Source organism: Odoribacter sp. AF15-53 (assembly GCF_003479425.1).
In the GTDB taxonomy this organism is placed as follows: Bacteria; Bacteroidota; Bacteroidia; order Bacteroidales; family Marinifilaceae; genus Butyricimonas.
This window is the reverse complement of the sequence record NZ_QUHC01000004.1, coordinates 267,858-293,316: the sequence shown is the minus strand read 5'-3', so window position 1 is coordinate 293,316 and position 25,459 is coordinate 267,858. Positions and strand designations below refer to the sequence as shown.

Sequence of the window (25,459 nt, the reverse complement as noted above, 5' to 3'; positions counted from 1 at the left end):
GCAATCATTAAATCACTAAATCGCTAGGGTCTGTCAATTTTTAAATGTCTCCGTGTATACGCCGGAGTCGTTGCCAATTCTTCTATCTTTTCGGGTGACAGATCCGGTTGAAGCACAACCTCCGATTCCTTTAAAATGACCTGTACGTAATCTTTCACCCCGTCCTTGATCTTCTTCGTCCGGGCGGCATCTACCGCCTCCGAAGAATCACCTCCGGGTACAACTCCTTTCAGTGGTGTCGTGAACGTGTTTTCCACGTCCTCCATGGGGAAACCGGTTGCAATCACCGTCACGGATATTGCATCTCCCAGCGCCTCATCCGTCCCTACACCCCAGATTATAGCCGCATTATCACCTACTTCCTTGATCACGTAATTCGTGATTTCACTCATCTCATCCATCGTAATTTCATCCGTCCCGGATGTAATATTCAACAAGATGTCACTGGCTCCCAAAATATCGCTCTTATTCAACAGAGGACTATTCAATGCATCGGCAATCACTCTTTTAGCCCGGTCCTCACCGGAAGCCCGCGCCGCTCCCATGATAGCGATACCACTATCCGTCATTACCGTTCGCACGTCGGCAAAGTCGACGTTTATATATCCCGGTAACGTAATAATTTCTGCAATACCTTTGGCAGCAATATTCAGCACGTCGTTAGCCTTGGCAAAAGCACTCGACAATGTCTGCGATCCGAATATTCGTTGTATCTTTTCATTATCAATGATAATTAAAGAATCCACGTGTTCTTTCAATTTTTTTACCCCTTCACGGGCCTGATCCAAGCGTTTCGGACCCTCGAAACGAGAAGGTATCGTGACAATACCCACCGTGAGAAGCCCCATATCCTTGGCTACTTTGGCGATCACCGGGGCCGCACCTGTTCCGGTACCTCCCCCCATAGCCGCCGTGATGAATACCATTTTCGTGTTGGTACTCAACAACTCTCTGATCTCGTCTATACTCTCGTTAGCGGCAGCCTCCCCGATCTCCGGTCGGTTTCCTGCTCCTCGTCCCTCGGTTAGGGTCTTCCCTAATTGAATAATGGTCGGGATAGGACTATGTTCCAATATCTGCGAATCGGTATTACACAACACGAAATCCACGTCACAAATCCCTTGTCTGTACATGTATTCCACGGCATTACCGCCACCACCCCCAACTCCGATCACTTTTATAATCGGGGTAGTAATCTCAAACTGGTTAAAATTTATCAATCCGTCTACCATGATCGTCCACTATTACATTTTTGAATCCCTATTCATATCTTCATTGAACATGTTCCCCAGCTTACGCTTGAACCAACTGTCCACGTCGGGCACCTCATTTTTCCCCCGCTTCCGTCCATTCTCCAACTCGAATTCTCGATCATACTCCTCTACCCGACTACGAGGACGCACCTCCTTCTCCTGCACAACTTCGGGTTCTTCATCATCATCGTCGTCAAACACGATCACTCTTTCCCGACGCTTTCGCTCCCCGCGTTGTTCTTCCCGTTGCTGACGCAACTTACGACTCTCCTCCAACTTTTGTTTACGCTGACGTTCTTCTTCCTCCAATTTACGGGCATCGATCGTCTGCATTTCCAACTCTTCCACCTTTTCCACCTTGAAGGAAATATTAGTCTTTTTTCTCTCTATCGGCGAACCGTTAAAACCGGTAGCTATCACGGCTACATGCAACTCATCACCCAACGCCTCGTCCTTTCCGGCTCCCCAGATCACGTCAACCTCATTCCCCACCAACTCTTTCACGTAATCGGTAATCAGGGTAATCTCATCCATCGTGATCTCCTTACTACCGTATAACATATTCAATAATATATTTGATGCTCCGCGAATATCATTACTATTCAGTAACGGTGATTCCAAAGCCATCTTCACGGCCTCCAAAGCTCTGTTTTCTCCCACTGCTTCCCCGGCACCCATCAACGCCACACCACTATTCCGCATCACCACTTCCACGTCGGCAAAATCGACATTCACGAATCCCTTCAACGTGATAATCTCGGCAATACTCTTGGCTGCAATTGTCAACACGTTGTCGGCCATCTCGAACGCTCTTGACAATTTCAGGTTACCATACATATCCCGCAACTTTTCGTTACAGATAATCAACAAGGCATCCACGTAATTCGACAGCTCATCCACCCCTTCCATCGCTTGCTCCACGCGTTTCCGTCCTTCAAAATTGAAAGGAATCGTAACAATCCCTATCGTCAGAATCCCCAACTCCCGAGCTTGCTTGGCAATAATAGGCGCGGCTCCTGTTCCGGTTCCACCTCCCATTCCTGCCGTGATAAACACCATTTTCGTGTTACGTTCCAATATGGTTTTGATATAATCCAAACTTTCAATAGCAGACTGCTTACCACGTTCCGGCAAACTCCCCGCCCCGCGTCCCTCGGTAAGTTCCTTACCAATCTGAATCCGATTCTTCACGGGACTTATTCGCAACGCTTGTATATCCGTGTTACACACCACGAATTCTACCCCCCGAATACCCTGACGGCACATATGGTTCACGGCATTACTACCGCCTCCCCCGACACCAATTACTTTGATAATCGATTCTTCCTGCGGGGGAATGTTCACAACCAATAAATCATCTTCATTAAGCATAGCTGAAAGGTATTATATCGTTTTACTCTTTAAAAAAATTACTAAACCAACCGGTTTTAGGTTTCTTCACTTCCTTACGCTCGCATTGCAATAATCCCAATGCGGTAAAATACTCCGGAGTCTTCAAATTAGTCTCTCGATCTGATTTTACACTCACCACTTTGGCAAAACTCACCGAGTGACCGGACAATTTGGATAACAACACCTCGATCCCCGTAACCCGGCTACCGCCACCCGTCAACAAAATACCGTCATCCAAATCCTCGTAACAACCACTTTCCTGCATCTGGAAAATAGCCCCTTCCAACAATTCCTCCAAACGACATTGCTCCACGTGGACCAGATCGTGACTATCTATACAGTATTTTGTTTCAGGAATCATCAACTTCCGATTCTTACAAGCTGCCCGCAAGGCCATACCAAATTCCTCTTTCAACTTTCGGGCTTTTTCCCGATCATTGATCGAAAAGGCCGTATCTATGTCTCTATCCACGGCACTGCATCCCAAGGGTAATTCCTCGTCAAAATAAACGAGACCATCCTGAAAAACCTGAACTTTTATGCTATCCGCCCCTAAATCCAACAACGTGAAATTACGCATGTCGGAATTCGGCGTAATTAAAGCTTTCTGTGAAGCTCCCGCAACAGAATAAAAGTCAACTTTATCAATACCTAAACCTCCGAGCAAATCTCTCAATACATTCAACTCGCTACTCCGCCCCACATACACGTGATAATGCACGTCCAACCTTCTGGCGGTAACTCCTATCGGGTCAATTTCACTTTCTTTGTCCACGTAGTAAGCAAACGGAACGACATCCACCACTTCTTCATCCCCGGAAGCAACCGCACCCCGGCACTTTTTCTCCGTCTCCTGCAAATCACTCGGATCGATATTTTTCGGGCGAGGAAACTTGATATTCTCTCGATCCTCGATCTGCTTCACCCACGCACCTCCCAAGGCTACGTTCAGCGCATCAATATGCACCTGATACTCCTCCTTGAAACGATCCAACAAACGCAGGATACACGCTTTCGCTCGAAGTTTATCCACGATCTTGCCTCGTTTAACTCCTTGCGAGGCAACACTCAGGATACCGACCAAACGACAATCACTCCCGGACTTTTCCCCGAGAGCCATCACCATTTTTTCAGATCCCATATCCAAAGAAGCTACAAACCCCATAATATCTATATTTATTTTCTAACACAAACTACTTGGTTATCAAACTTTAAATTTATCTCCTTATAACGATTCCACCCTTTTTTTGCGATCCCGTCTTTCAGAAATAGCATCAATTTTTCCAACCTCTCCTCGCAACCCTCGACCTTTCCCAAAACGATTCGGAAATCTCCCACTTTAGGAATCATCACAACATCCTCGTTCGATCTGACGACCAACTGTTCGATATATGCATCCCAAAACGGTTCCTTTTTCAGCTTCATCGCAAAAGGTCCTAATTTTTCGCATGCGAATTTTTTATTTATATCTCCGGTTGCTACAACAACCCTGGAAGTAAACTTAGAAGATAACGGCATCACTTTCCCATCACGATCAACGTAATACCCTTCACCTGTCATCACTCTCAAAACAGGTTCACGTTGCTGGATATTTACATGAATATAACCGTCTAAACTGTAGTAAACCTGAGCCGATTTAATCATCGGATTTTTGACAAGCACTCTTTCCAAACTATCTTTATTTACCGCCAATATACTTTTGTCCATAATGTTTCCGTACCCCTTCTTTACTGCTTTCATTACATCTTCCTCATCGACAAACACGTTGACATCTGTATTCTTGACAGTCACCCGTACCCCTCTACATGTTACCTCCCCCGATTTTGTCGCCACAAAGGTAAGCACAATTATCAGGTATACAAGCAAAATGCAAGATAATATGTAAGGTAAAATGCGTTTCATCTCTATTCTCAGGCTACAAATTTAAAGTTTCTTATTTTAAATAACAGGTTGAATCAAATTTCTCTCTATCGGTTGTACTCAAACTTGCAATTTACAACTTGCAGAACCTCAGATTCAACCTGTAACCCGGATCAACGAGCCGGATAATTAAACATTTCAGTAAAAACCGGAATAAACCTATCTATATCTCCGGCACCCATGGTCATAAAAATACCTTCCGACACGTTTTTCCGCACGTACTCGGGGAATTCATCCTTGCTTACCTGTACGAAAGGAACCGTCAGACGCTCTGCGATCAACCCGGATGTCACCCCCGGAATCGGTTGTTCCCGGGCCGGATAAATATCCAGTAATATCACTTCATCCGCCAGATTCAAACTCTTCGCAAAATCAGGATAAAAATCATTTGTCCTCGAATACAAATGAGGTTGAAAAGCCACGGTCAACTTCTTATTCGGCCACATATCCCGGATTGAAGAAAGCGATGCCTCGATTTCCCGCGGGTGATGAGCGTAATCATCAATATAAATCAGACGATCACTCTTCACATGCATGTCAAACCGACGGGCAACCCCCGTAAACAAGGGCAAGGCTTTCCGGATTTCCTCCTGAGTCACCCCCGCATGCAAAGCCACCGTGATAGCGGCAGTTGCATTCTCCACGTTCACTCGTCCCGGGAAACATAATCTTAAATCTTTTATCTCTATATCTTTACCAATATAATCGAATAAATAACTTCCATTATCCACTCGCAAACAATCAGCATAATAATCCGTTTTCTCCCCCACGGCATAATGTCCCGTCACCTGTCTCTTCCGCAACTCTAATCCCTTACGCAGGAACAATTCTCCCTGTGTTTGCAAGGCAAATTCCTCGAAAGCCATCAATAAATGTTCGTGAGTTCCGTATATATCCAGATGATCGGCATCCATCGCCGTGATTACCGCTATCGCTGGGTAAAGATGTAAAAACGAACGATCGTACTCGTCCGCCTCGATCACCACGTAATCCGAATTTTTATCAATCAACAAGTTCGTACCGAAATTAGAAGAAATCCCACCCAGGAAAGCACTACATCCCACGTGCGAACGGCTCAACAGGAATGCCAGCATCGTCGTGGTAGTCGTCTTCCCGTGTGTCCCCGCTATACAAAGCGCTTTTTTGCTACGAGACAAAAAGCCTAATACTTCTGCTCGCTTATGCAAGGAATACCCATTATCCCGGAAGAAACTCAATATCCGGTTCTCCTTAGGTACCGCCGGGGTGTAAACCACCAACGTATGCTCCCGATCCCGGAAAACAGCCCGTATTCCCGTCTCGTCATCCTCGTATGTAATATCAAATCCTTCCTCATCACTCATTTTCCGAGTCAAGGGTGACGAAGTCCTGTCATATCCTGCGACCTCGTATCCCATCACCTTGAAATAACGTGCCAACGCACTCATTCCTATCCCCCCAATTCCCACGAAATAAACAGCTTTTATATTATCAACCTCCATAATTTTAGATTTTAGATTTTAGATTTTAGATTGAACTCAATTTAAAATCTAAAATTTACAATTTACAATCTGTAAAATTTCCTTCGCGATCACCTCATCCGAATCCTTCATCGCTAGGGTCAAAATATGTTCGGATAAATTATTCCGTTCCTGATCATTCTGCAACAAACGATTCATCACCTCACCCAACTGTTCGATAACCTCCGAATCTTTTATCATCACGGCAGCCTGTTTATTCACCAAAGCCATCGCATTCTTTGTCTGGTGATCTTCGGCCACGTTTGGAGAAGGCACCAATACAACCGCTTTACCTAACAAACATAACTCGGAAATTGTTCCTGCCCCCGCTCTAGCCACAACTAGATCAGCACAAGCATACGCCAGATCCATACGTTTCAAAAACGGCATAAACTTCACGTTTTCGGGCAAATGATCTTTTAACCGCACCTCCAGTTCCTTATGATAGTAACTCCCGCACTGCCAGATAACCTGCACATTCTCCCAGGTTGCTATCCGATCCAGCCACCTCACCATGGCCTTATTAATAGACCCGGCACCCAAGCTTCCTCCCGTAATCAAAACGGTTTTCTTATTCGGGTCCAACCCGTAAAAAGCAGTTCCTTCCGCACGCTCGTTAATCGCATTCAGCAAATCTTTCCGCACCGGATTTCCCGTAAAGATAATCTTATCCTTCGGGAAAAAACGTTCCATCCCCTCGTAAGCCACACATATCCTTGCAGCCTTCTTAGCCAACAACTTGTTGGTCACTCCGGCATAAGAGTTCTGTTCTTGTAACACTAACGGAATTCCCGCATTCGTGGCCACCTTACCGATAGGTCCGCTGGCATAACCACCAACACCAACCACCACGTCCGGCTTAAATTCCCGCACGACACGCTTGGCCTTCCGTAAACTTCGCCACAAATTCCACAACACTTTCAAGTTACCCAACGTCAACTTACGTTGCAATCCCCGCACGGGCAAACCTACAATCTTGTATCCGGCCTCGGGTATTTTTTCCATTTCCATCTTACCCTCGGCTCCCACGAACAAGATTTCAATATCTTTATCCAATCGTTTCAACGCATTCGCGATAGAAAGTGCCGGAAATATATGTCCTCCCGTTCCTCCCCCGCTTACAATCACTTTTTTCATAGTCTATATCTTTTATCTAATTTTCCTCTTCACTTATACCTTCCGTGGCCATTTTTAGTTTTTCTTTCTCTTCCCGTTCCCCCTCTTCCGAGAACGTGTGGCTCACGCTCAAAATCATCCCGAACGCCGCACTCGTGAATAACAAAGAAGTTCCCCCCATACTCACTAACGGCAAGGGTTGTCCGGTCACGGGGAAAAGTCCCACGCAAACCCCCATATTTATCAAAGCCTGGAACACGATGCACAATCCCAACCCGGCAACCAATATCGCCGGAAACATTCTCGTACAACGTCGCACGATAACTCCCACCCGGTAGAGAATAATCAAATAAAGCAACATCACGACACCGGCTCCACCCAATCCATACTCTTCAACAATAATCGCAAATATAAAATCCGAATACGGGTGCGGCAAAAAGTTTCTCTGCACGCTATTTCCCGGTCCAAGACCGACCAACCCACCTTTCGCCACAGCTATCTTTGCCTGATCCGACTGGTAGGAATCATCGCTATCCGTTTCGCTTGGATTCACGAAATGCTCGATACGACTCTTCACTGTCAACAACCGCCCCGCCGACTTCAAATACTTTTCCGGTACAATGAAAACAACCGCAATCATCAATGCCCCCAACAAAAAGATCCCCCCGATCAACTTCGCGTAAGTTCTCCAGTATAAACGTCCGACAAACAACATCACCAAACAAACCGCCCCCAACAAAACCGATGTTGAAAAATTCTCCATGAAAATCATAAACAACACAGGGACAACAAACAACATCCGCATCAACACATTATTATTACACCCCTCATCCGTCTGCTCGAAAGCAACCGACCGGGCACAGTACATAATTATTCCTAACTTCGCCATTTCCGAAGGCTGGAACGTGAAACCGATACCGGGAATCGTCACCCAACGCCCCGCATCATTCAATGTCGTACCCGCAAACTTCGCCCATAACAAAAAAATAAACGACATTCCCAACACGATCTTGGCGAACGAAAGAAAATATTTGTAATGAAACGATTGCAACGTCAGAATCACAATCATACACCCAAACATTAAAAACAACTGTTTGATCAAGTAATAACTGGTATTCCCCCCCCGCACACGAAACGCTAAACTTCCCGTCGAAGAATACACCACGATCAGCGAAGCTAACATCAACCCGATAACTACATACCACAAGGTCTTATCCCCTTTAAATACCACCTTATCTTTTAGATTAAACAGTCCCATTTAATTTTAGATTTTAAATTTTAAATTCCAACCGCACAAGGCTAATACTTTTAAACTTTAAATTTTAAACTATAAACTAGATTCAACTTTTATCTTTAAACTTTTAACTTTCAACTTAAAAAGTTCTCCCCGGTTCTCGTAATTTTTGAAAAGGTCAAAACTTGCACAACAAGGAGAAAGTAATACCACGTCCCCACTCTCAGCCCGACGGTAGGCCACGTCCATCGTCTCGTCAAGACTATGCGTGTCAACCACCTCGCAAATCGGGGAGAAAGCATCAATCAACTTTTTATTCTCGACACCCATACAGATCAACAACTTCACCTTCTCTTTCACGAGGTCAAACAACACGCTATAATCATTTCCTTTATCCGTACCTCCCGCAATCCACACTACCGGAGCATGCATACTATCCAGCGCATACCAAGCCGAATCCACGTTTGTCGCTTTAGAATCATTGATATAAGTCACCCCATTCACCACGTCCACCGTTTCCAACCGATGCTCTACCTGCGGGAACGTCATCAATCCCTTTCGCAACTCCTCATCACTCACTTCCGCCTTCAATGAAGCCAATATAGCCGCCATAGCGTTGTACACGTTATGTCGCCCCTGTATCGTGATGTCCTGTTTAGCAATCCGGAACTCCCGGTCACCCAAGCGGGCTATCACCATATTTCCGTCCATTCGAGCATTCAGTCCCAAGTTATCCGAGTAAGTAAACCCAACGGCCTCCGGTACAACTCCCCCCTTTTCTACCTTCTCTCGCACGACTTCACAATCGTAGCCATATATAAACAAATCCTCTTTCCGCATATTATTCAAAATACGGAATTTCGAATTCGCATAATTCTCAAATTTATAATCATAACGATCCAGATGATCGGGCGTGATATTCGTCAATATTGCCGTGTCACAACGAAACCGGAACATCCCGTCCAACTGGAAACTGGACAACTCCACCACGTACACCCGGTGCAAATTTTCTGCCACCTGTGCCGCCAGACTATTACCCACGTTTCCGGCCAACCCCACGTCATAACCTGCATGCTGTAATATATGATATAACAACAATGTCGTTGTCGTCTTCCCGTTACTTCCCGTAATACAATACATTTTCGCATCCGTATGACGTCCGGCAAATTCAATTTCGGAAATCACCTCTATCCCTTTCTCCCTCAAACCGATGATCATCGGTAACTTATCCGGAATTCCCGGACTCTTGATAACCAGATCCGCCGCGAAAATCCGCTCTTCCGTGTGCTGCCCTTCCTCGTATTCTACACCCAACTCCTCCAACACACTCTTATACTTATCAGCCAATTTCCCTTTGTCCGACAAGAAAACGTCATATCCTAACTTTTTTCCCAACCGAGCTGCCCCCGCTCCACTCTCTCCTCCTCCTAAAATAACCAAACTTTTCATCATTTTAAATTCTATTAATTGAGTGATTTCATGATTCTCGATTAAGTGATTTTCTTCACAATTCCCTTGCTCTTTTTATAATCACCAAATCATTGAATCGGCAATCTCTGAATCTTTTTAGTTTTTAACTTTTATCTTATTTTTAGGGTCACGATCGTAATCACAGCCAAAGCAATTCCCACGATCCAAAAACGAGTCACAATCTTCGGTTCCGGAATTCCTTTTTTCTGGAAATGGTGATGTAACGGAGACATCAGGAATATCCGTCGTCCCTCCCCGAATTTCTTCTTGGTATATTTAAAATAACTGACCTGCATCACCACAGACAGATTCTCCACCAAGAAAATACCACATAGAATCGGAATCAACAACTCCTTATGAATCATAATGGCGAACACGGCAATAATACCCCCCAACGACAAACTCCCCGTGTCTCCCATAAACACCTGAGCCGGAAAAGAATTATACCACAAGAAACCAATCGTTGCCCCGATAAAAGCAGCAATAAACACCACTAACTCCCCAGAATGAGGAATATACATGATATTCAGGTAATCGGCATACACCATGTTTCCGGAGACATACGCCAATATCCCCAACGTGGCTCCCACGATCGCCGAAGTACCTGTCGCCAACCCGTCCAACCCGTCGGTCAGATTCGCCCCGTTCGACACGGCTGTCACGATCACGATCGTGATAATAATAAATACGATCCAACCGATCTCATCAGCATACTTCCCAAAAAGCGCCCCAAACCAAGCGTAATCAAACTCGTTATTCTTAAAGAATGGAATAGTTGTCTTCGTCGATTTAATATCTTTTGTCAGCACAGTCTGACCGTTCTCTCGGGAAAATCCCTCGTCCACCGTACTCGTCACCACTCCCACTTCCGAAATAGAAGCTTTCTCCCGGATCAACACGTCATCACTCGCATAAAGAGTCACGCCTACGATCAAACCTAACCCGACCTGTCCGATCACCTTAAAACGCCCCTTCAACCCCTCTTTATGTTTCTTGAAAACCTTAATATAGTCATCCAGAAAACCTATCAATCCCAACCAGATCGTCGAAACAATCATCAATTGGATATACACGTTATCCAAACGGGCAAACAAAATCACGGGGATCAATATCGCCAGCAAAATAATCACCCCACCCATCGTCGGAGTACCCTTTTTCTGCATCTGTCCTTCAAGCCCCAGGTCCCGAATCTCTTCCCCAACTTGCTGTTTCTGCAAGATACGGATGATTCGCTTACCGATAACCGTGGCAATCAACAGGGATAAAATAACAGCACACGCCGAACGGAATGTAATATATTGAAACATACCCGCTCCCGGGAAATCAAACTGCTCTAAATAATCAAAGATATGATAAAACATAACCTACAACTTAAATATTTCTTTAATAACCTCTTTATCATCAAAATGATGTTTCACCCCCTTCACCTCTTGGTAATCCTCATGCCCTTTCCCGGCAACCAGTACGATATCCCCCTTTTTCGCCAACATCAACGCCGTACGTATAGCTTCCTTCCGGTCGGTAATTGCTAACACCCGGTCTCTCGCCTCTTCCGGCACCCCAGCACGCATATCCTCGATAATAGCCGCAGGCTCCTCACTTCGCGGGTTATCGGAAGTCAAGATCACCCGATCACTTAACCGACAAGCGACCTCGGCCATTTCCGGCCGCTTCGTGCGATCCCGGTCACCCCCGGCACCCACAACTGTGATCACCATACCCTCCTTCTTCAACCCCTCGATCGTCGACAACACGTTCTCCAAAGCATCCGGCGTATGGGCGTAATCCACGATAGCCATCACCCCCTCGTTCGACAATATCGTCTCGAAACGCCCCGATACCGGAACCAACAGACTCATCACAGGCAACAACTCCTCTTTCCCGAAGCCCAACAACGTGGCACTGGCATACACTGCCAGTAAATTATAGGCATTGAAATCCCCGACAAACTTAGTCCACACCTCGCAACCGTCCAGCATCAACAACGTTCCGTCCAGATGTCGTTCCAATGTCTTGCAATTAAAATCGGCCATCCGCTTGCAGGAATAGGTATATTTATGGGCTACCGTGTTTTGCAACATCACCATCCCGTTCTTATCATCCAAATTAGTCAAGGCAAACGCATCCTTCCCCAAACGATCAAAAAAAGCCTTTTTAGCCTCTATATACGCCTTAAAAGTTTTGTGATAATCCAAATGATCATGCGTTATATTGGAGAAAATCGCACCGTCAAAATCCAATCCGCTGATACGACGCTGATCTATGGCATGAGAACTCACCTCCATGAAACAATATTCACATCCGGCATCCACCATCCGCCTCATTAACTTGTTAATCACCAAAGCATCCGGGGTTGTATGTGTTGCATGCACCTTCTCATCCCCTATATAATTGCATACAGTAGACAAAAGTCCCGCTTTCTTTCCCAACAAACGCACCAACTCGTACAACAAAGTCGCCGTTGTTGTCTTGCCATTCGTCCCGGTAACCCCGACCAACTTCATTTTTCGCGAAGGATTCCCGTAAAAATTGGAAGCCATAAGCCCCAAGGCATCCGAAGAATTCCTCGTCTTCACGTAAACCACCCCTTCCGCCAGATTTTCGGGTATTGCTTCACAAACAACCACCGTTACCCCGGAAGAAACAGCCTTTTCAATATAAGCATGCCCATCCACGTTCGCCCCTCTTTGGGCAACAAAAAGATCCCCCTTCCCGACTTTCCGTGAGTCGAAATGGATCATATTAACCTCTACATCCGGCTTCCCCTGCACTATTTCGTAGGTTACCCCTTCTAACAATTCCTTTAAGTCCATCTTCCTATTAATTTTAGATTTAATTAATTCTGTGATTTGATTATTTCCGATTAAGTGATTCCATCCACACAAGGCCATTTCTATTTTTTGATTTAGTGATTTCCGATTAAGCGATTCCTGCTGTACCAGGCTAACGCCTTTTTTCATAATCACAGAATCATTCAATTGGCAATCACTAAATTAATGGGATCATTCAATCGGCAATCTCTGAATTGTTTCATTCTAAATTTTAAATTTCAATTATTTCAATTCCAAATGTACATAACTCCCGCGTTTAACCCGGCCTCCCGGGGTCAACGATTGTCTACTCACGGTTCCCACCCCACTCACACCGACCTTCAAACCGCTATTCTCCAAAAGATACAGGGCATCCCTCAACCCCATTCCCTTCACATTCGGTACTAATGTAAAATCCACACTCCTCGGTTTCAGCACGAATTCGGTTCCCTCCTTATCCCGGGAAGTCATCACCCAATCGGCCCGATCTGCCTCGTCATCCGTTACGTTAATACCCAACTCGTCATATATCTCCAGAAAATCCTTTTTCAACCCGTTTTGACTAACGGGTAACGTCACCTCTTTCTCTTCTTCTTCCTCCTCCTCATCATCTCTCATCAATGATGCCATAGCGTAAATCTTATTGGCAATCTCCTTAAACACGCTACCGGATACCACGTTTCCGTAATACCCGACAGAAGTAGAAGGATTATCCACCACCACGATACAAGAATACAAAGGTTTGTCCGCCGGAAAATATCCCACGAAACTAGCCCGGTATTTGGGTTCGGTTCTATATCCCTTTGTCCCGGCTGCCACCTTTGCCGTTCCCGTCTTCCCGGCAATCTTACAAGCCGCATTTTTCAAATTCTTGGCCGAACCGTTCTCCACCACCCCTTCCATCATCTCTTTCATATAAGCAATCGTCTGCCGACTACAAATATTACTACTCACCACTTCCGGGTCAAATCGCTCGATCACCCGACTTCCATTACGAATCTCTTTCACTATACGAGGCTTCATTCGTTTGCCGTCATTAGCCAAAGCATTATAAAAAGCCAACACCTGCAACGGAGTAATCTGCAACTCATACCCGAAACTCATCCATCTCAATGTTACACCGCTCCACGTCTTATCCGTCGGGTACTTGATATAAGGATCAGCCTCCCCAGCGAGCTCAATCCCCACCTTCTTGTTCAACCCCATGGCATACCAACGATTAACAAACTTCTCCGGCTGTTGACGATAATGCTCGTAAACCAACTCCGTAATACCATTCAACGAGCGCTCGAAAATCTCCTTCACCGTTACTTTCCCAATTGGCGTTCTGGCCTCTTTCAACGTTACCCCGTTATGCGTGTATATACCTTTTCCCAAATCAATCGTATCTCCCGGATGTACATATCCGTCCTCTAACAAAGCCACCATCGTCGCAGCCTTAATCACGGAACCCGGCTCGGCCGCATCTCCAATCGCATTATTCAACACTTCACGATACCCCGTAGCCGTCTTCGATACGTTGGCTATCGCTTTTATATCTCCCGTCTTCACGTCCATCAGAATAGCCGTCCCCGCACTAGCCTTGTAATACTCCAACTGCCGGGTCAACGCACCCTGTACGATATCCTGACAATCCACGTTTATCGTTGTCACCACATCATTCCCATCCACCGGGTCTTCCATCGTCACTGATACCCATCGTCCCGACATCATTTGCCGAATACTTCGCCCCGGCTCTCCCCGCAACTGTTTCTCAAACGCACCTTCAATCCCCACACGTCCTTCAAAAGTACCATCCTCAGCCTCATTCACGTAACCAATCGTTCGTCTAGCCAAATTCTCGTGAGGTTGCAAACGCTCGTTCACACGCTCCAAGATCAAACCACTCTTAGTTCCTCTCTCCCGAAAAATAGGAAATTTCTTAACCTCCATTAATTCGGTATAAGAAATTTTCCTCTTGTTCACAAGTAAATAGCGATTCGGTTTCGCCCCGTATTTACCATTCCATAATTTTTTTCGATAATCGGAAGCCGGTGCATCTTTAAAAAAACGGGACAACCTCATGGATAAACTATCAATCTTCTTCTTGAACAAAGTATCCGGTATGGCTTTACAATCCAATCGTAAGAAATAATAAGGCACCGAACTTGCCAAGATACGCCCGTCATCCGCATATATATTTCCCCGATTCGGGGGAACCACAAAATCTTTAAACGAAACAGCCCGCCCCATCTTCCTCCATTTATCCCCCTCCCACACCTGAACATGCAGAGCCTTGATCACCACCAATGCGGCGACTACCATCACGATCAGGTAAACAAGCCCCAACCGACCGGCCAATTCATGTTTTATAGATGCTGCCATTTTTTTTAAGTTAAAAGTTAAAAACTAAAAGATAAAAAATCTTTGCAGCTTATATAGCTCTGCGTACTCGATCTTATTCCTTCCAGTCTTCAACATGATCTATTCTAAATTTATTATATCCGTCAACTTCTATCTTTTAGTTTTTATCTTTTATCTACCAATATCACTTCATGATTTTAGTAGGCGGTTCCTTACTCTGCACCAAATCCAACCCCGCCTCTTGAATCCGTCTCTCCACCTCAGAAGGGATACTGATCCGCATCAACTCGGAAGCCGTCGTTATCGATTCAAAACGCAATTCCCCCAACTCCTTCTCAAGACTTACTTTCTTCATGTACAACTTCTCCGTGGCATAACCATTCGCTATATACACGATGCCCAAGAACGTCAAAAAAAGGATGAAACCGATATTCTTACGCAGAACCGTATCTGCCAACAACCGACCATCCAACAACTCTTTCATCGACTCCCCCAGCACCTCTTTCTGCTCCTGTAACGGGGGAACGAAATCTTTTACTTTTTTCTTCTTGAACCACCACTTCATCACACTACAATTTTTCAGCAATTCTCAACTTGGCACTCCGGGCCCTGGGATTACGCTCGACTTCCTCCTCCGAAGGCACGATCACCTTCCGATTCACCAGTTCGAAATTACGTTTCACATGCCCGTAAAAATCTTTCTCTACCTTTCCCTCAAAATTCCCGCTCTTCAAAAAATTCTTCACGATCCGATCTTCCAACGAATGGTAAGTGATAATCACCAAGCGCCCCCCGGGACGCAATGCCAACTCCGCCTGTTGCAACATCTCTTCCAATGCCTCCAACTCCCCGTTCACCTCGATACGCAACGCCTGATACACCTGCGCCAGATACTTCTTCTCCTTCTGTTTAGGCACACAAGGATCAATCACTTGCAAAAATTCCTCCGAACGGTTAATCTCGTTTTCCGCACGAGCCTTCACGATCAAACCGACCAAACGCTTCACGTTATCAACCTCTCCGTAGTTACGAAACACCCGGGTCAACTCCTCCTCGCTATATGAATTCAAAACATCCGTAGCTTTCAACTTGTTCCGTTGATTCATTCGCATATCTAACTCCGCATCAAACCGGAAAGAAAACCCCCGATCAGCCTCGTCAAATTCATGCGATGAAACCCCCAAATCCGCTAAAATTCCATCCGCCTTGTCATACCCGCAATAACGCATGAAATTCCGTAAATATCGAAAATTATGATTGACAAAAACAAAACGATTATCATCAGGCACGTTAGCCAACGCATCCGAATCCTGGTCAAAACCGATCAGACATCCATCTTTCAAACGTTTCAGAATTTCCCTCGAATGACCTCCACCCCCGAATGTCAAATCAAGATACACCCCCTCCGGATCAATATTCAATCCGGAAATGGATTCCTCTAACAATACCGGCACGTGATACATCTCATTCATTTCTTTTCATTTTAGTTTTTTTGATTATAGACTTGTAAATACCTGATATTGCAAATCATAAATCCCAAATTTAAAATCACAAATCTAAAATTTACAGTCCGATTTGGGTTGTCAAAAGTACAAATTCATCTGTATCCATAGTACTCTCTTCATACTTTATTTTTCCCCAAATCTCAATTTTCGAGTCCTGTCCCACCATCACTATTTCCTCCCCGGCAATCCCGATATCATCCAGCATCTTACGCGGGATCAATATGCGTCCATTACCGTCCAGTTCCACTTCCAGCACTCCCCGGAAAAACTCTCGAAGAAAACGAGACTGCTCTCGATTAAATTGGCTCAATTTTGATCTCAACCCGGCAATCAGGTTCAACCACTCACCCTTAGGATAAAGATCGATACATTCATCGAAAATATTCCGCCTCAGCACGAACGACGTCTCCTCTATCGCCTGCATTTCCTTGCGGAAAACAGCCGGTACAACAGCACGTCCCTTGCTATCTAGCTTACATGTATAATCTCCAATAAATGACAACATATTCTTTCCCTAATTTCTGATGTAAAGTTATGAAATAATTTCCCACTTTAAACCACTTTAAACCACTTTTTTATAACAAAATATCTAATACACATATAAATACCTAATAGTCTTAATATTACACATCAAAAAGAGAAGGAACCGCTACCGATCCCTCCTCTTTTACCAATATTATCTTAAAATCCCGCGTATAAACGCCAAACTCTATTTAAGCTTCGCTTTTTTAATTAAAAATTTAGCCAATTCACGCCCGGCCTTGGCGTAAGACTCTTGCAAACGATAACCGCTATCGAAGTCCGTTCCCCAAAAACTATTGGCCGACGCATCCCGCACCTTAACAACGGCCACTTTATTACCCGTGGCGATCTCTACCACCGTACAAACAACATCCACGGAAGCGTTACGACGTACAACCCCCACGTTAAAACCGGGTTCCGTGAAATTCGTGTTCACCTTCACCACATACTTTGCCCCCTCTGCGGCTGAAGTGATTCCTTTCTCCGACATATACTTGTCAAACAATTCCAGAAATTTGGGTTCGAAACGTTCTTTCCGATCATTCTCCCACGCCTTCTTCCACGCATCCCCTCGACCCGCCTCCTTCTTATTGTACTCTGTCACCTTTTTTTCTACATACTCCGCCTCGCTCATCTTTCCCACCTGCATGTCCTCGTAAGAAAACTCGAATTGCAACGTTTTTTCACCACCTAACCACTTCAAATCACCAAAAGCCAACGCTACACTTTGAGCGTAACCTCCCACCGACATAAAACACAGCACTACTACCGCACACATTACTTTTCTCATATCTATTGAATATAAATTTAAACTCCTTTTCTTAAAAAACAAAATTGACCTTCAACGTCACCGCACCATCAGAAGAATTCTTGTAAGAAGCATTCTTCCGGTTCATGTATCCCTTGTCAATAACCTGATACCCCAAGCTCGTGTTCAACGCAAAGCGCCGGCCAATTCTCACGAAAACGCCCATTGCCGGGTTAATAATAGCCATGCTATGCCCGTAATCATCCAATGACCACAAGTACCCCAAATCCATAGAAAAAAAAGGACTTACCCGAGTTTTCAGAAAATTCACCTGCAACCGGGCAAAAAGAGGCATCATAATAGCCACCTCGTCATCATCACAATCATAATCCCAATTCCAATCACAATCATAACCATAAAATCCCGCCAAGTTTAATCCCGTGCCTCCCATAAGTGAGAAATAAGGATTAAAACGATACCCCAAAAGGAAATTTACCCCGATTATAAAATCATCCTCGGCAAACCCGTATGCCATCTCGGCCGTTCCTATTACCCTGGCTCTCAATGGAGAAGATTTCTCCTGAACCTGTTTACGATTATACTCCTTCTCGATGCGATCCACCTCGCTCATCTGAAAAACAAACAAACTGCCATCAGCCGTTCGGATCTTGACTTGCTTATCTGGCACCAGCTCGATAACAGCCCCCTTTATGACACTCCCATTCTTCAAATAGATCACGTCAACCTGACGTTCCTGGGCGAAAGACACGACACTCACCAATAAAAACAAAACGATTACAACCAATTTTTTACACATAACCACACATTTTAGTTTGAGCAAAAATAAATATTATAAAATACAATGCAACAATCTATCACAAAATAAACTCGGTAAAACTCATATTTAACTTTTCCAGCAAAAAATAGATATTCCCCAAACAAGCGACCGGATCATTTTCACCATTCGCTTGTTTGGGGAACAACGCTTTACGACTTCAAAAAATCAACCGCAATAAAAATATTTATTTACGAGTTCCATGATCTTCTGGTCATCATTTCCCAAATCCTGACGCAAGGTCTTATCTTCAAACTTCTTAAGACCGTTAATCAACCCGTCAATCAACCCCGGAGCAAACACCCCGTACTTCTCGAAATCGGCACGTTGCTTTTCAAGACACAAAGCCGACTCGTAACACGAAGCGGGCAACTGGCTCAAACAATCGGCCACCTTCTTATTCGCCTCGTCAAATATATTCACATCCACGTAACGATCCTTCGCATATTGAATGGCGTTCTCCATCTCGAAACCGTGACGAACAGCCACAGCCAACCCGGCAATCAACAGATACACGTCCGCCGAACCATCCGGACAACGGAACTCCACAGTCTGTTTACCGCTATAATCCAAATCTCCCACTTTCTCCAACGGGTTCGCATCCCGCAACATATCACTCGCACCACTTGTCCAGCCCAACGGCACACGCACCAGAACCGAACGATTACGATCCCCCCAACAAATATTCGTGGGTGCCTCCTGGTGAGGAACCAGCCGGAAATAAGACATCGGGTTCGTATTCCCGAAAGCCGTCAACGACGGGGCCAGATCCAAGTATCCCGCGATAGCCTTCAAAGCATGATCCGTCAATTTACCATTCTCGATCATCATATTCTTATCCCCCTTCTTCAGGCGGGTATGAATATGCATACCGCTCCCGGCCTTACCCACCGTGATCTTCGGGGCAAACGTCAAATCCACCCCGAACTGGTAAGCCAACGTACGCAAAATCCATTTGGCAATCATCAACTGATCGGCGGCATCTTCCATTTTAGTAGGCAAAAACTCGATCTCGTTCTGTTCGTACATCCAATCCCCTTTCGTGAAATTCCCCACCTCAGAATGCCCGTACTTGATCAACCCACCGGTACCCGCGATATATTTCATGGCCAGCGCCCGCAAATCCCGTCCCTTACAGAAAGGAGTGGATTCATGATATCCTTTCTGATCCGAGGCTAAAAACAACTCCTCCTTCTCGCTCACCACGTAATACTCCAACTCTCCCATCACCTCGTACTCCATACCCGTCACCTTCTTCAAAGCCTCGTGCGCCTTTCGCATCGTGTACTCCGGTGACATCTCCAACGGTTTCCCGTCCTTCGTATAAAAACTGCAAAGAATATCCACGGCAGGAATCTCGCTGAACGGATTCAGAAAAGCTGTCCGATAACGAGGTAACACGTACAAGTCACTCGACCCCGCTTCTATATAAGGAAACAAGCTCGAACCGTCAACACGCTCGCCACAAGTAAGGATATTATCCAGGTGATCAAGACTATTGATAATAAAATTCAACGTCTTCAATCGCCCGTCCGCCCCGGGGTACCTGAAATTGATCATCTCAATCCCATTCTCCGAAACGTAACGGATAATATCTTCCTTCGTGAAATCTTTGGCGTCTTTACCTAGAAAGCGAACCAAAGCATGTGGATTTAATGCGTATTCTGAATTCATACTTCTTTGTTTATAAAGATTTTATTTTTTTATCCCCTAAAAATAAACAAAAAAAGTACCAATTCAATGAACTTTACAAAGTTTATTAAACCGTAAATACACGAAGACCTGACGAAAGTAACTTCATTCAAGCAGAAGTTCCTTCGTCAGTCCATAATTTCTTAAATCACAAAAACTGATTATCGTCTGTCCAATTCGTTTAACGCAAAAGCATACGCCCCGAAAGCGATCGCCTTGCTGGTTCCCAGTTTAGTTACAAGCACCCCCATACGTTTCACGGGATCATACTCGACTGTATCCGTTGTACCGGGAACCACGATATGCTTCACCGTGGGAGTCAGGAACGCCTCCCGATCTACCGGGTCATTCAAGAAAAACGCTTTCATTTCCATGCGATCCGCCGGGGCTCCCTCGTACATACTCAACGTCCCATTCAACTCCCGCATCACAGCGGGCATCAGATATTTTTGTGCGGCCACGATACCACCGCCAATGACCACAATCCCGTCCACGACCGCATTCATCGAGGCAATCGCCTCTCCTAACACCTCTCCCGCATGCTCGAACGTCTCTTTCGCCGCAGCCGAATTTCCTTCCATGTTCCCTTCCGCAATCTCGAAAATATCTCTCGGGGTTAACTCCCGACTATCACCAGAAAGACGGGCATATTCCCGCTTGATTGCCCGGATAGAAATTCCTTCTTCCACCCCGTAAACAGGTTCCCGCTTATCCCGAAGTACCCAAACTTCTGCCGCCGCACCATTGTCCCCGAGAAAAAGCTCCCGATCTCGCACGACTCCCCCTCCGAACCCGGTTCCCAAAGTAATACCAATTAGATTTTTATACACTTTATTTCTTCCCGCATCCTGCAACATCCGGTTTACCTCCGGCAAAGCCCCGGCCAACGCCTCTCCGTAAGCGAACAAATCCCCGTCATTATTTATAAATACCGGAATTCCGAACTTGTTCTTCAAAAAAGCTCCTAATGCGACACCTCCCTGAAAAGCGGGCAGATTCTTCAAATCCCCGATAATCCCGTTCACGTAATCCGCGGGACCGGGAAAAGCGAAACTGATCGCCACCGGCTCTTCCGCCAACTTCATCTTGATAGCGGAGAAACCCGTCACCATCGTATCCAGACACTTTTCCAGATTCTTACCATTTGAAGGTAACGTGATCGGCTCCACGATCTCTTCGTTCGCCTGAATTGCCGAGAACACGAAGTTCGTACCCCCCGCATCCAACGTCATTACTATTCTTTTATCAAACTGATACATCACTTTTAGAGTTAAAAATTAAAAGATAAAAACTAAAAGAAAGGCCGGATCTAAAATCATGAAATCTAAAATTATTTAGCTTTAATTCCAACCGAACAATACAACAAATAGCACATGCAACCCAGAATCACGATCAGTGACCCGGCTTGACTACCAATAATATCCGTGCAATATCCCATCAATGGCGGGATCACCGCTCCCCCGAAAATCCCCGTCACCATCAAACCGGAAATCTCGTTGGCTTTCTCCGGACGAGCTTGAATAGCCATGGAGAAAATCAGGGAGAATATACTGGAACACGTGAAACCGATCAGAGCAACCAGTATCATGATCGGATATTGTCCCGACACGAAGAATAGTACGATCATCGCTACAATGGCAATTAAAATATTCACCCGGAAATACTTGCTTCCCGCCACGCGGGCCAACAGAAACGTTCCCACGAACGCACCGATCGTACGAAACGCGAAATAAACACTCGACCCCACGCCCGCATCAGCCACGGCAAAATGACAACGCTCGATCAACAACTTCGGGGCCACCGTGTTAATTCCCACGTCTACTCCCACGACAAACACGATACCCAAGAAAAGCAACAGAATTGTTCTATCCCGTAACAACCCGAAAGTCGCACCCCAGGAGGAAGTCTCTTGCTCCGGGGCTTCTTCCTTCACGTGTACCATCATCAACCATCCCATAGAAATCAAAGTTAGAAGCGCAAAAATCGGGAACAAATACTGCCAGTTACCCAACACCGTGGCAGCAAAACCAGCGATAAACGGTCCGCAGAAAGACGACACGGCTTTCAACACTTGCCCGGCAGTCAACGAACTCGCCAACACGTTTCCCTTCACCACGTTCGTCAACAACGGGTTCAACGATACCTGCAAAATGGTATTACCTATACCCAACAGGGCAAAAGCCACCAGACAGGTGTACAGATTATAATCAATAAAAGGAATTATCATTCCCACGATCGTTACCAACATACTCACTAACACGGTCTTCTTCCGACCGATCCGGTTCATAAAAATAGCTGCAGGAACAGCCAGCAACAAGAACCACAGGAAAACCATGGAAGGTAAAAAACCGGCCACCGTTTCGCTTAACCCGAAATCCGCCTGCACGTAACTGGTTGATATTCCAACCACATCGCAGAATCCCATGATAAAAAAACCGAACAACACAGGCAATAAAGCCTTAATACTCGTAGACTTTTCTTTCATAATATACAATTTAACACAAACAAAAAACACTAAAGAGGTGACGAATGTAAACAATTTCATTTTAATTTTCTAAAAATTTATAGCCTCATTTACTCCCGAAAACGTTAAAATATATACTCCTTGACATGAAATGGTACGTATTGACACCTGCCCCTCGCCCATGAATCACAACATTTATCATCATGAGATCAGTCAGAATTAAGGGAGAGTTACCAAAGAGATAAGGGTACAAAGACGCTCCAAAGACAGATCAAAGACGCTCTAGAAACGTCTTTGATACGTCTATCAAACATCTATAATTCTTTCATGTAAACTGATTACTCCCTAAACACACCCCAATCTCTAATGGAATTTACCATGAAATGGCTACACAACGGTATCGACCGACACAAACGAGAATTGCAATAACCGTTCGTTTATTCAGACAAAAATAAGCATTTTTTTATTAAGCATGTGTTTTTATCAAAAAATAGATTATCATCCATGCAAAACGAATAATATTTCGTTGTATATCAACACTTTCAAAAATCAAATAATTACATTAAATTATTTATTTTATTCAATATCTATATAGACTCTAAGACATACATGCAGTCATTTTTATACATATCTTTAAACGAACGTTTAATGATACAAATGCAAAGGCTTTACGATGCGTGAATACGGCGAAAATAGTACTATGAATCAAAACGATAATGTTAGCTTGAACTTCACCATGAACAAACATGACATGGGAGAAAAAGTCAAACGGGAAACCTTTGCTTACAATTTAACCCTCATTCTCTTGAAAGGAGAGGCTCGTATCGAAATTCCGGGAACCGGAAGCCACGATCTTCACCGAGAAGAACTCACTTTTATCCCGGCCGAGACAACCTATCAATTGAATATCACGAGGGATTGTCTGATTCTAGAAATTCGCTTCAAGGAGATCAGCAACCTATTCTGCAGGTTATTTTTCAAACACCTCACCACCCTTTGTAAGAATGTCACCTATCGTTTCATGCCCTTGCCGTCTTGCTCCGCCATGAAAGATTACATCGAGAAAGTCACCACGTTTATGAACGCCCGGGACGCAAGCATTTTAACCCCGGATTACGAATTATTCGTGATTCTCGGAGTTTACTATCCTCGTTCCACGATCGCCAACTTCCTTTATCCTTACCTACTGACGATAAAACCGTGAATACGGCATAACATCCCTTTTTACTTCACTTATCACCTTTTATTCCTAACATCAATAGATAAAATTACGTATCTTTGCAGCCCGGATAAAAAACGAGATACATTTTAACTATGAGATTCACGCACAAGCAAATATGGACTGTCACGTTCCCCATTTTAGTCAGTTTATTAATGGAACACCTAATAAACATGACCGACACCGCCTTTCTGGGAAGAGTCGGAGAAATTGAACTGGGAGCTTCGGCCTTAGCAGGCGTGTATTACATGGCTATTTACATGCTGGCGTTCGGGTTCAGTATCGGGGCGCAAATCCTTATCGGACGGCGCAACGGGGAAGGTAATTACAAAGAAATCGGCCCCATCTTTATCCAAGGCGTATTATTCCTACTGGGACTTGCCGCCATGATGTTCTTCGTTTCTCGCATTTATTCTCCATCGGTACTTCATTCGGTGATCGATTCGGAAGAGGTCTACGTGGCAACGAACAGTTACATGAAATGGCGGGTATTCGGGTTCTTTTTCTCGTTCGTCGCTGTCATGTTCCGGGCTTTCTTCGTGGGAATCACCACGACCCGCATACTCACGATCAACTCGCTCGTCATGGTTGGAACAAACGTCGTACTCAACTACCTTTTAATTTTCGGTAAATTCGGATTCCCGGCACTAGGCATCAGCGGTGCCGCTATCGGATCATCCGTGGCCGAACTGGTATCCATGCTCTTCTATATCACGTACACGTGGTACAAAGTAGATTGGCGAAAATACGCGCTTTTCAACTTGTCCAGTTTTAACCCGAAACTATTATCGGGTATACTCAACATTTCCGTGTGGACCATGATTCAATCTTTTCTGGCCATGGCCACCTGGTTCCTTTTCTTTATCGCCGTGGAACATCTGGGAGAACGCCCGCTAGCCGTATCGAATATCGTGCGTAGCGCCGCCATGTTCTTCTTCATGCCGGTTTCCGCCTTCGCCGCCACGACCAGCTCACTCGTGAGTAACCTGATCGGAGCCAACGCCGCCTCACAGGTATGGAACACCTGTCTCAAAACAATCAAAATGTGCTATCTGTTCGTGCTTTCCCTAGGCATCATTATCCTACTGGCACCCTCCACGTTCCTGAGAATATACACGGACGACCCGCAACTGATTCAGGCCACGATCTCCTCCCTCTTCGTGATGATGAGCGCCACGCTTCTCTCCACTCCCGGCAGTATACTATTTAATGCCGTGTCGGGAACGGGTAACACCCGCATGGCCCTATACATGGAGTTTGTCACACTGATTTTCTACGTGCTCTACATCATTTACATCGTATTCTACTTGAAAGTGGATATAGCCATCTGCTGGACCACGGAACACGCCTACTGGGGAATTCTCCTCCTCTTCGGCTTCTGGTACATGAAAAGCGGGAAATGGACAGGAAAGAAAATATGATAATGAGTCCATAAAG

The 25,459-nt window shown here is 45.1% G+C and carries 21 protein-coding genes; 2 read left to right on the top strand and 19 right to left on the bottom strand.

The window, feature by feature from the left end; genetic code table 11:
- Positions 1–23: 23 nt before the first annotated feature.
- From ftsZ (DWW52_RS10980) to DWW52_RS10890, 19 genes are all read right to left on the bottom strand, one after another.
- Positions 24–1,232: a cell division protein FtsZ gene (gene ftsZ / locus DWW52_RS10980; protein ID WP_118715548.1), complete on the bottom strand. Its 1,209-nt coding sequence runs from the start codon at positions 1,230–1,232 to the stop codon at positions 24–26.
- Positions 1,233–1,244: 12 nt separating this feature from the next.
- Positions 1,245–2,624: a cell division protein FtsZ gene (ftsZ, locus tag DWW52_RS10975; RefSeq protein WP_118715547.1), complete on the bottom strand. Its 1,380-nt coding sequence runs from the start codon at positions 2,622–2,624 to the stop codon at positions 1,245–1,247.
- A 22-nt stretch (positions 2,625–2,646) separates the two neighbouring features.
- A complete protein-coding gene (locus tag DWW52_RS10970; protein WP_118715546.1) occupies positions 2,647–3,810 on the bottom strand; it encodes a cell division FtsA domain-containing protein in 1,164 nt (387 codons plus the stop codon).
- 11 nt (positions 3,811–3,821) lie between these two features.
- Positions 3,822–4,478, bottom strand: a complete 657-nt coding sequence (locus DWW52_RS10965; RefSeq protein WP_233556841.1) for a cell division protein FtsQ/DivIB — start codon at positions 4,476–4,478, stop codon at positions 3,822–3,824.
- 200 nt (positions 4,479–4,678) lie between these two features.
- On the bottom strand, positions 4,679–6,046 hold the full coding sequence (gene murC, locus DWW52_RS10960; protein ID WP_118715545.1) for a UDP-N-acetylmuramate--L-alanine ligase: 1,368 nt from the start codon (positions 6,044–6,046) through the stop codon (positions 4,679–4,681).
- A gap of 48 nt (positions 6,047–6,094) precedes the next feature.
- A complete protein-coding gene (murG, locus tag DWW52_RS10955) occupies positions 6,095–7,201 on the bottom strand; it encodes an undecaprenyldiphospho-muramoylpentapeptide beta-N-acetylglucosaminyltransferase (protein WP_118715544.1) in 1,107 nt (368 codons plus the stop codon).
- A gap of 16 nt (positions 7,202–7,217) precedes the next feature.
- Positions 7,218–8,438, bottom strand: a complete 1,221-nt coding sequence (locus DWW52_RS10950) for an FtsW/RodA/SpoVE family cell cycle protein (RefSeq protein ID WP_118715543.1) — start codon at positions 8,436–8,438, stop codon at positions 7,218–7,220.
- Between the two features lie 69 nt (positions 8,439–8,507).
- A complete protein-coding gene (murD, locus tag DWW52_RS10945; protein WP_118715542.1) occupies positions 8,508–9,863 on the bottom strand; it encodes a UDP-N-acetylmuramoyl-L-alanine--D-glutamate ligase in 1,356 nt (451 codons plus the stop codon).
- A 131-nt stretch (positions 9,864–9,994) separates the two neighbouring features.
- On the bottom strand, positions 9,995–11,245 hold the full coding sequence (gene mraY, locus DWW52_RS10940; RefSeq protein ID WP_118715541.1) for a phospho-N-acetylmuramoyl-pentapeptide-transferase: 1,251 nt from the start codon (positions 11,243–11,245) through the stop codon (positions 9,995–9,997).
- A gap of 3 nt (positions 11,246–11,248) precedes the next feature.
- Complete coding sequence (locus DWW52_RS10935) at positions 11,249–12,697, bottom strand: UDP-N-acetylmuramoyl-L-alanyl-D-glutamate--2,6-diaminopimelate ligase (RefSeq protein WP_118715674.1); 1,449 nt, start codon at positions 12,695–12,697, stop codon at positions 11,249–11,251.
- Positions 12,698–12,937: 240 nt separating this feature from the next.
- Positions 12,938–15,058 (bottom strand): penicillin-binding protein, encoded by a 2,121-nt coding sequence (locus DWW52_RS10930; protein ID WP_233556839.1) that lies wholly within the window; start codon positions 15,056–15,058, stop codon positions 12,938–12,940.
- A gap of 163 nt (positions 15,059–15,221) precedes the next feature.
- The gene (locus tag DWW52_RS10925) at positions 15,222–15,602 is read right to left on the bottom strand and encodes an FtsL-like putative cell division protein (protein ID WP_118715540.1); all 381 of its coding nucleotides are present in this window, start codon (positions 15,600–15,602) and stop codon (positions 15,222–15,224) included.
- A gap of 4 nt (positions 15,603–15,606) precedes the next feature.
- On the bottom strand, positions 15,607–16,509 hold the full coding sequence (gene rsmH, locus DWW52_RS10920) for a 16S rRNA (cytosine(1402)-N(4))-methyltransferase RsmH (protein WP_118715539.1): 903 nt from the start codon (positions 16,507–16,509) through the stop codon (positions 15,607–15,609).
- Positions 16,510–16,600: 91 nt separating this feature from the next.
- The gene (locus DWW52_RS10915) at positions 16,601–17,047 is read right to left on the bottom strand and encodes a division/cell wall cluster transcriptional repressor MraZ (protein WP_118715538.1); all 447 of its coding nucleotides are present in this window, start codon (positions 17,045–17,047) and stop codon (positions 16,601–16,603) included.
- 204 nt (positions 17,048–17,251) lie between these two features.
- Entirely contained in the window at positions 17,252–17,854 is a 603-nt protein-coding gene (locus DWW52_RS10910; RefSeq protein WP_118715537.1) for a hypothetical protein, read from the bottom strand.
- A 31-nt stretch (positions 17,855–17,885) separates the two neighbouring features.
- The gene (locus tag DWW52_RS10905; protein WP_118715536.1) at positions 17,886–18,629 is read right to left on the bottom strand and encodes a hypothetical protein; all 744 of its coding nucleotides are present in this window, start codon (positions 18,627–18,629) and stop codon (positions 17,886–17,888) included.
- A gap of 186 nt (positions 18,630–18,815) precedes the next feature.
- Entirely contained in the window at positions 18,816–20,321 is a 1,506-nt protein-coding gene (locus DWW52_RS10900) for a glutamine synthetase family protein (RefSeq protein ID WP_118715535.1), read from the bottom strand.
- 179 nt (positions 20,322–20,500) lie between these two features.
- The gene (locus tag DWW52_RS10895; RefSeq protein WP_118715534.1) at positions 20,501–21,598 is read right to left on the bottom strand and encodes an ROK family protein; all 1,098 of its coding nucleotides are present in this window, start codon (positions 21,596–21,598) and stop codon (positions 20,501–20,503) included.
- Positions 21,599–21,669: 71 nt separating this feature from the next.
- Complete coding sequence (locus DWW52_RS10890; protein ID WP_118715672.1) at positions 21,670–22,824, bottom strand: sugar MFS transporter; 1,155 nt, start codon at positions 22,822–22,824, stop codon at positions 21,670–21,672.
- A gap of 679 nt (positions 22,825–23,503) precedes the next feature.
- Between DWW52_RS10890 and DWW52_RS10885 the strand changes: the two genes are divergently transcribed.
- Both DWW52_RS10885 and DWW52_RS10880 read left to right on the top strand, forming a co-directional pair.
- Complete coding sequence (locus DWW52_RS10885; RefSeq protein WP_148315358.1) at positions 23,504–24,007, top strand: hypothetical protein; 504 nt, start codon at positions 23,504–23,506, stop codon at positions 24,005–24,007.
- A gap of 110 nt (positions 24,008–24,117) precedes the next feature.
- Positions 24,118–25,443 carry an MATE family efflux transporter gene (locus tag DWW52_RS10880; RefSeq protein ID WP_118715532.1) on the top strand — a complete coding sequence of 442 codons (1,326 nt, stop codon included), beginning with the start codon at positions 24,118–24,120 and terminating at the stop codon, positions 25,441–25,443.
- Positions 25,444–25,459 lie beyond the last annotated feature (16 nt).

What these genes read in the sequence shown, in the direction of transcription:
- DWW52_RS10935 (WP_118715674.1), bottom strand. Translation starts at nt 12,697, where the DNA reads ATGGACTTAAAGGAATTGTTAGAAGGGGTAACCTACGAAATAGTGCAG.
- DWW52_RS10885 (WP_148315358.1), top strand. Translation starts at nt 23,504, where the DNA reads ATGAATCAAAACGATAATGTTAGCTTGAACTTCACCATGAACAAACAT.
- DWW52_RS10895 (WP_118715534.1), bottom strand. Translation starts at nt 21,598, where the DNA reads ATGTATCAGTTTGATAAAAGAATAGTAATGACGTTGGATGCGGGGGGT.
- DWW52_RS10950 (WP_118715543.1), bottom strand. Translation starts at nt 8,438, where the DNA reads ATGGGACTGTTTAATCTAAAAGATAAGGTGGTATTTAAAGGGGATAAG.
- rsmH (WP_118715539.1), bottom strand. Translation starts at nt 16,509, where the DNA reads ATGAATGAGATGTATCACGTGCCGGTATTGTTAGAGGAATCCATTTCC.
- DWW52_RS10970 (WP_118715546.1), bottom strand. Translation starts at nt 3,810, where the DNA reads ATGGGGTTTGTAGCTTCTTTGGATATGGGATCTGAAAAAATGGTGATG.
- murD (WP_118715542.1), bottom strand. Translation starts at nt 9,863, where the DNA reads ATGAAAAGTTTGGTTATTTTAGGAGGAGGAGAGAGTGGAGCGGGGGCA.
- DWW52_RS10900 (WP_118715535.1), bottom strand. Translation starts at nt 20,321, where the DNA reads ATGAATTCAGAATACGCATTAAATCCACATGCTTTGGTTCGCTTTCTA.
- ftsZ (WP_118715547.1), bottom strand. Translation starts at nt 2,624, where the DNA reads ATGCTTAATGAAGATGATTTATTGGTTGTGAACATTCCCCCGCAGGAA.
- DWW52_RS10930 (WP_233556839.1), bottom strand. Translation starts at nt 15,058, where the DNA reads ATGGCAGCATCTATAAAACATGAATTGGCCGGTCGGTTGGGGCTTGTT.
- DWW52_RS10905 (WP_118715536.1), bottom strand. Translation starts at nt 18,629, where the DNA reads ATGTGTAAAAAATTGGTTGTAATCGTTTTGTTTTTATTGGTGAGTGTC.
- ftsZ (WP_118715548.1), bottom strand. Translation starts at nt 1,232, where the DNA reads ATGGTAGACGGATTGATAAATTTTAACCAGTTTGAGATTACTACCCCG.
- murG (WP_118715544.1), bottom strand. Translation starts at nt 7,201, where the DNA reads ATGAAAAAAGTGATTGTAAGCGGGGGAGGAACGGGAGGACATATATTT.
- DWW52_RS10880 (WP_118715532.1), top strand. Translation starts at nt 24,118, where the DNA reads ATGAGATTCACGCACAAGCAAATATGGACTGTCACGTTCCCCATTTTA.
- murC (WP_118715545.1), bottom strand. Translation starts at nt 6,046, where the DNA reads ATGGAGGTTGATAATATAAAAGCTGTTTATTTCGTGGGAATTGGGGGG.
- DWW52_RS10925 (WP_118715540.1), bottom strand. Translation starts at nt 15,602, where the DNA reads ATGAAGTGGTGGTTCAAGAAGAAAAAAGTAAAAGATTTCGTTCCCCCG.
- mraY (WP_118715541.1), bottom strand. Translation starts at nt 11,245, where the DNA reads ATGTTTTATCATATCTTTGATTATTTAGAGCAGTTTGATTTCCCGGGA.
- DWW52_RS10915 (WP_118715538.1), bottom strand. Translation starts at nt 17,047, where the DNA reads ATGTTGTCATTTATTGGAGATTATACATGTAAGCTAGATAGCAAGGGA.
- DWW52_RS10910 (WP_118715537.1), bottom strand. Translation starts at nt 17,854, where the DNA reads ATGAGAAAAGTAATGTGTGCGGTAGTAGTGCTGTGTTTTATGTCGGTG.
- DWW52_RS10890 (WP_118715672.1), bottom strand. Translation starts at nt 22,824, where the DNA reads ATGAAAGAAAAGTCTACGAGTATTAAGGCTTTATTGCCTGTGTTGTTC.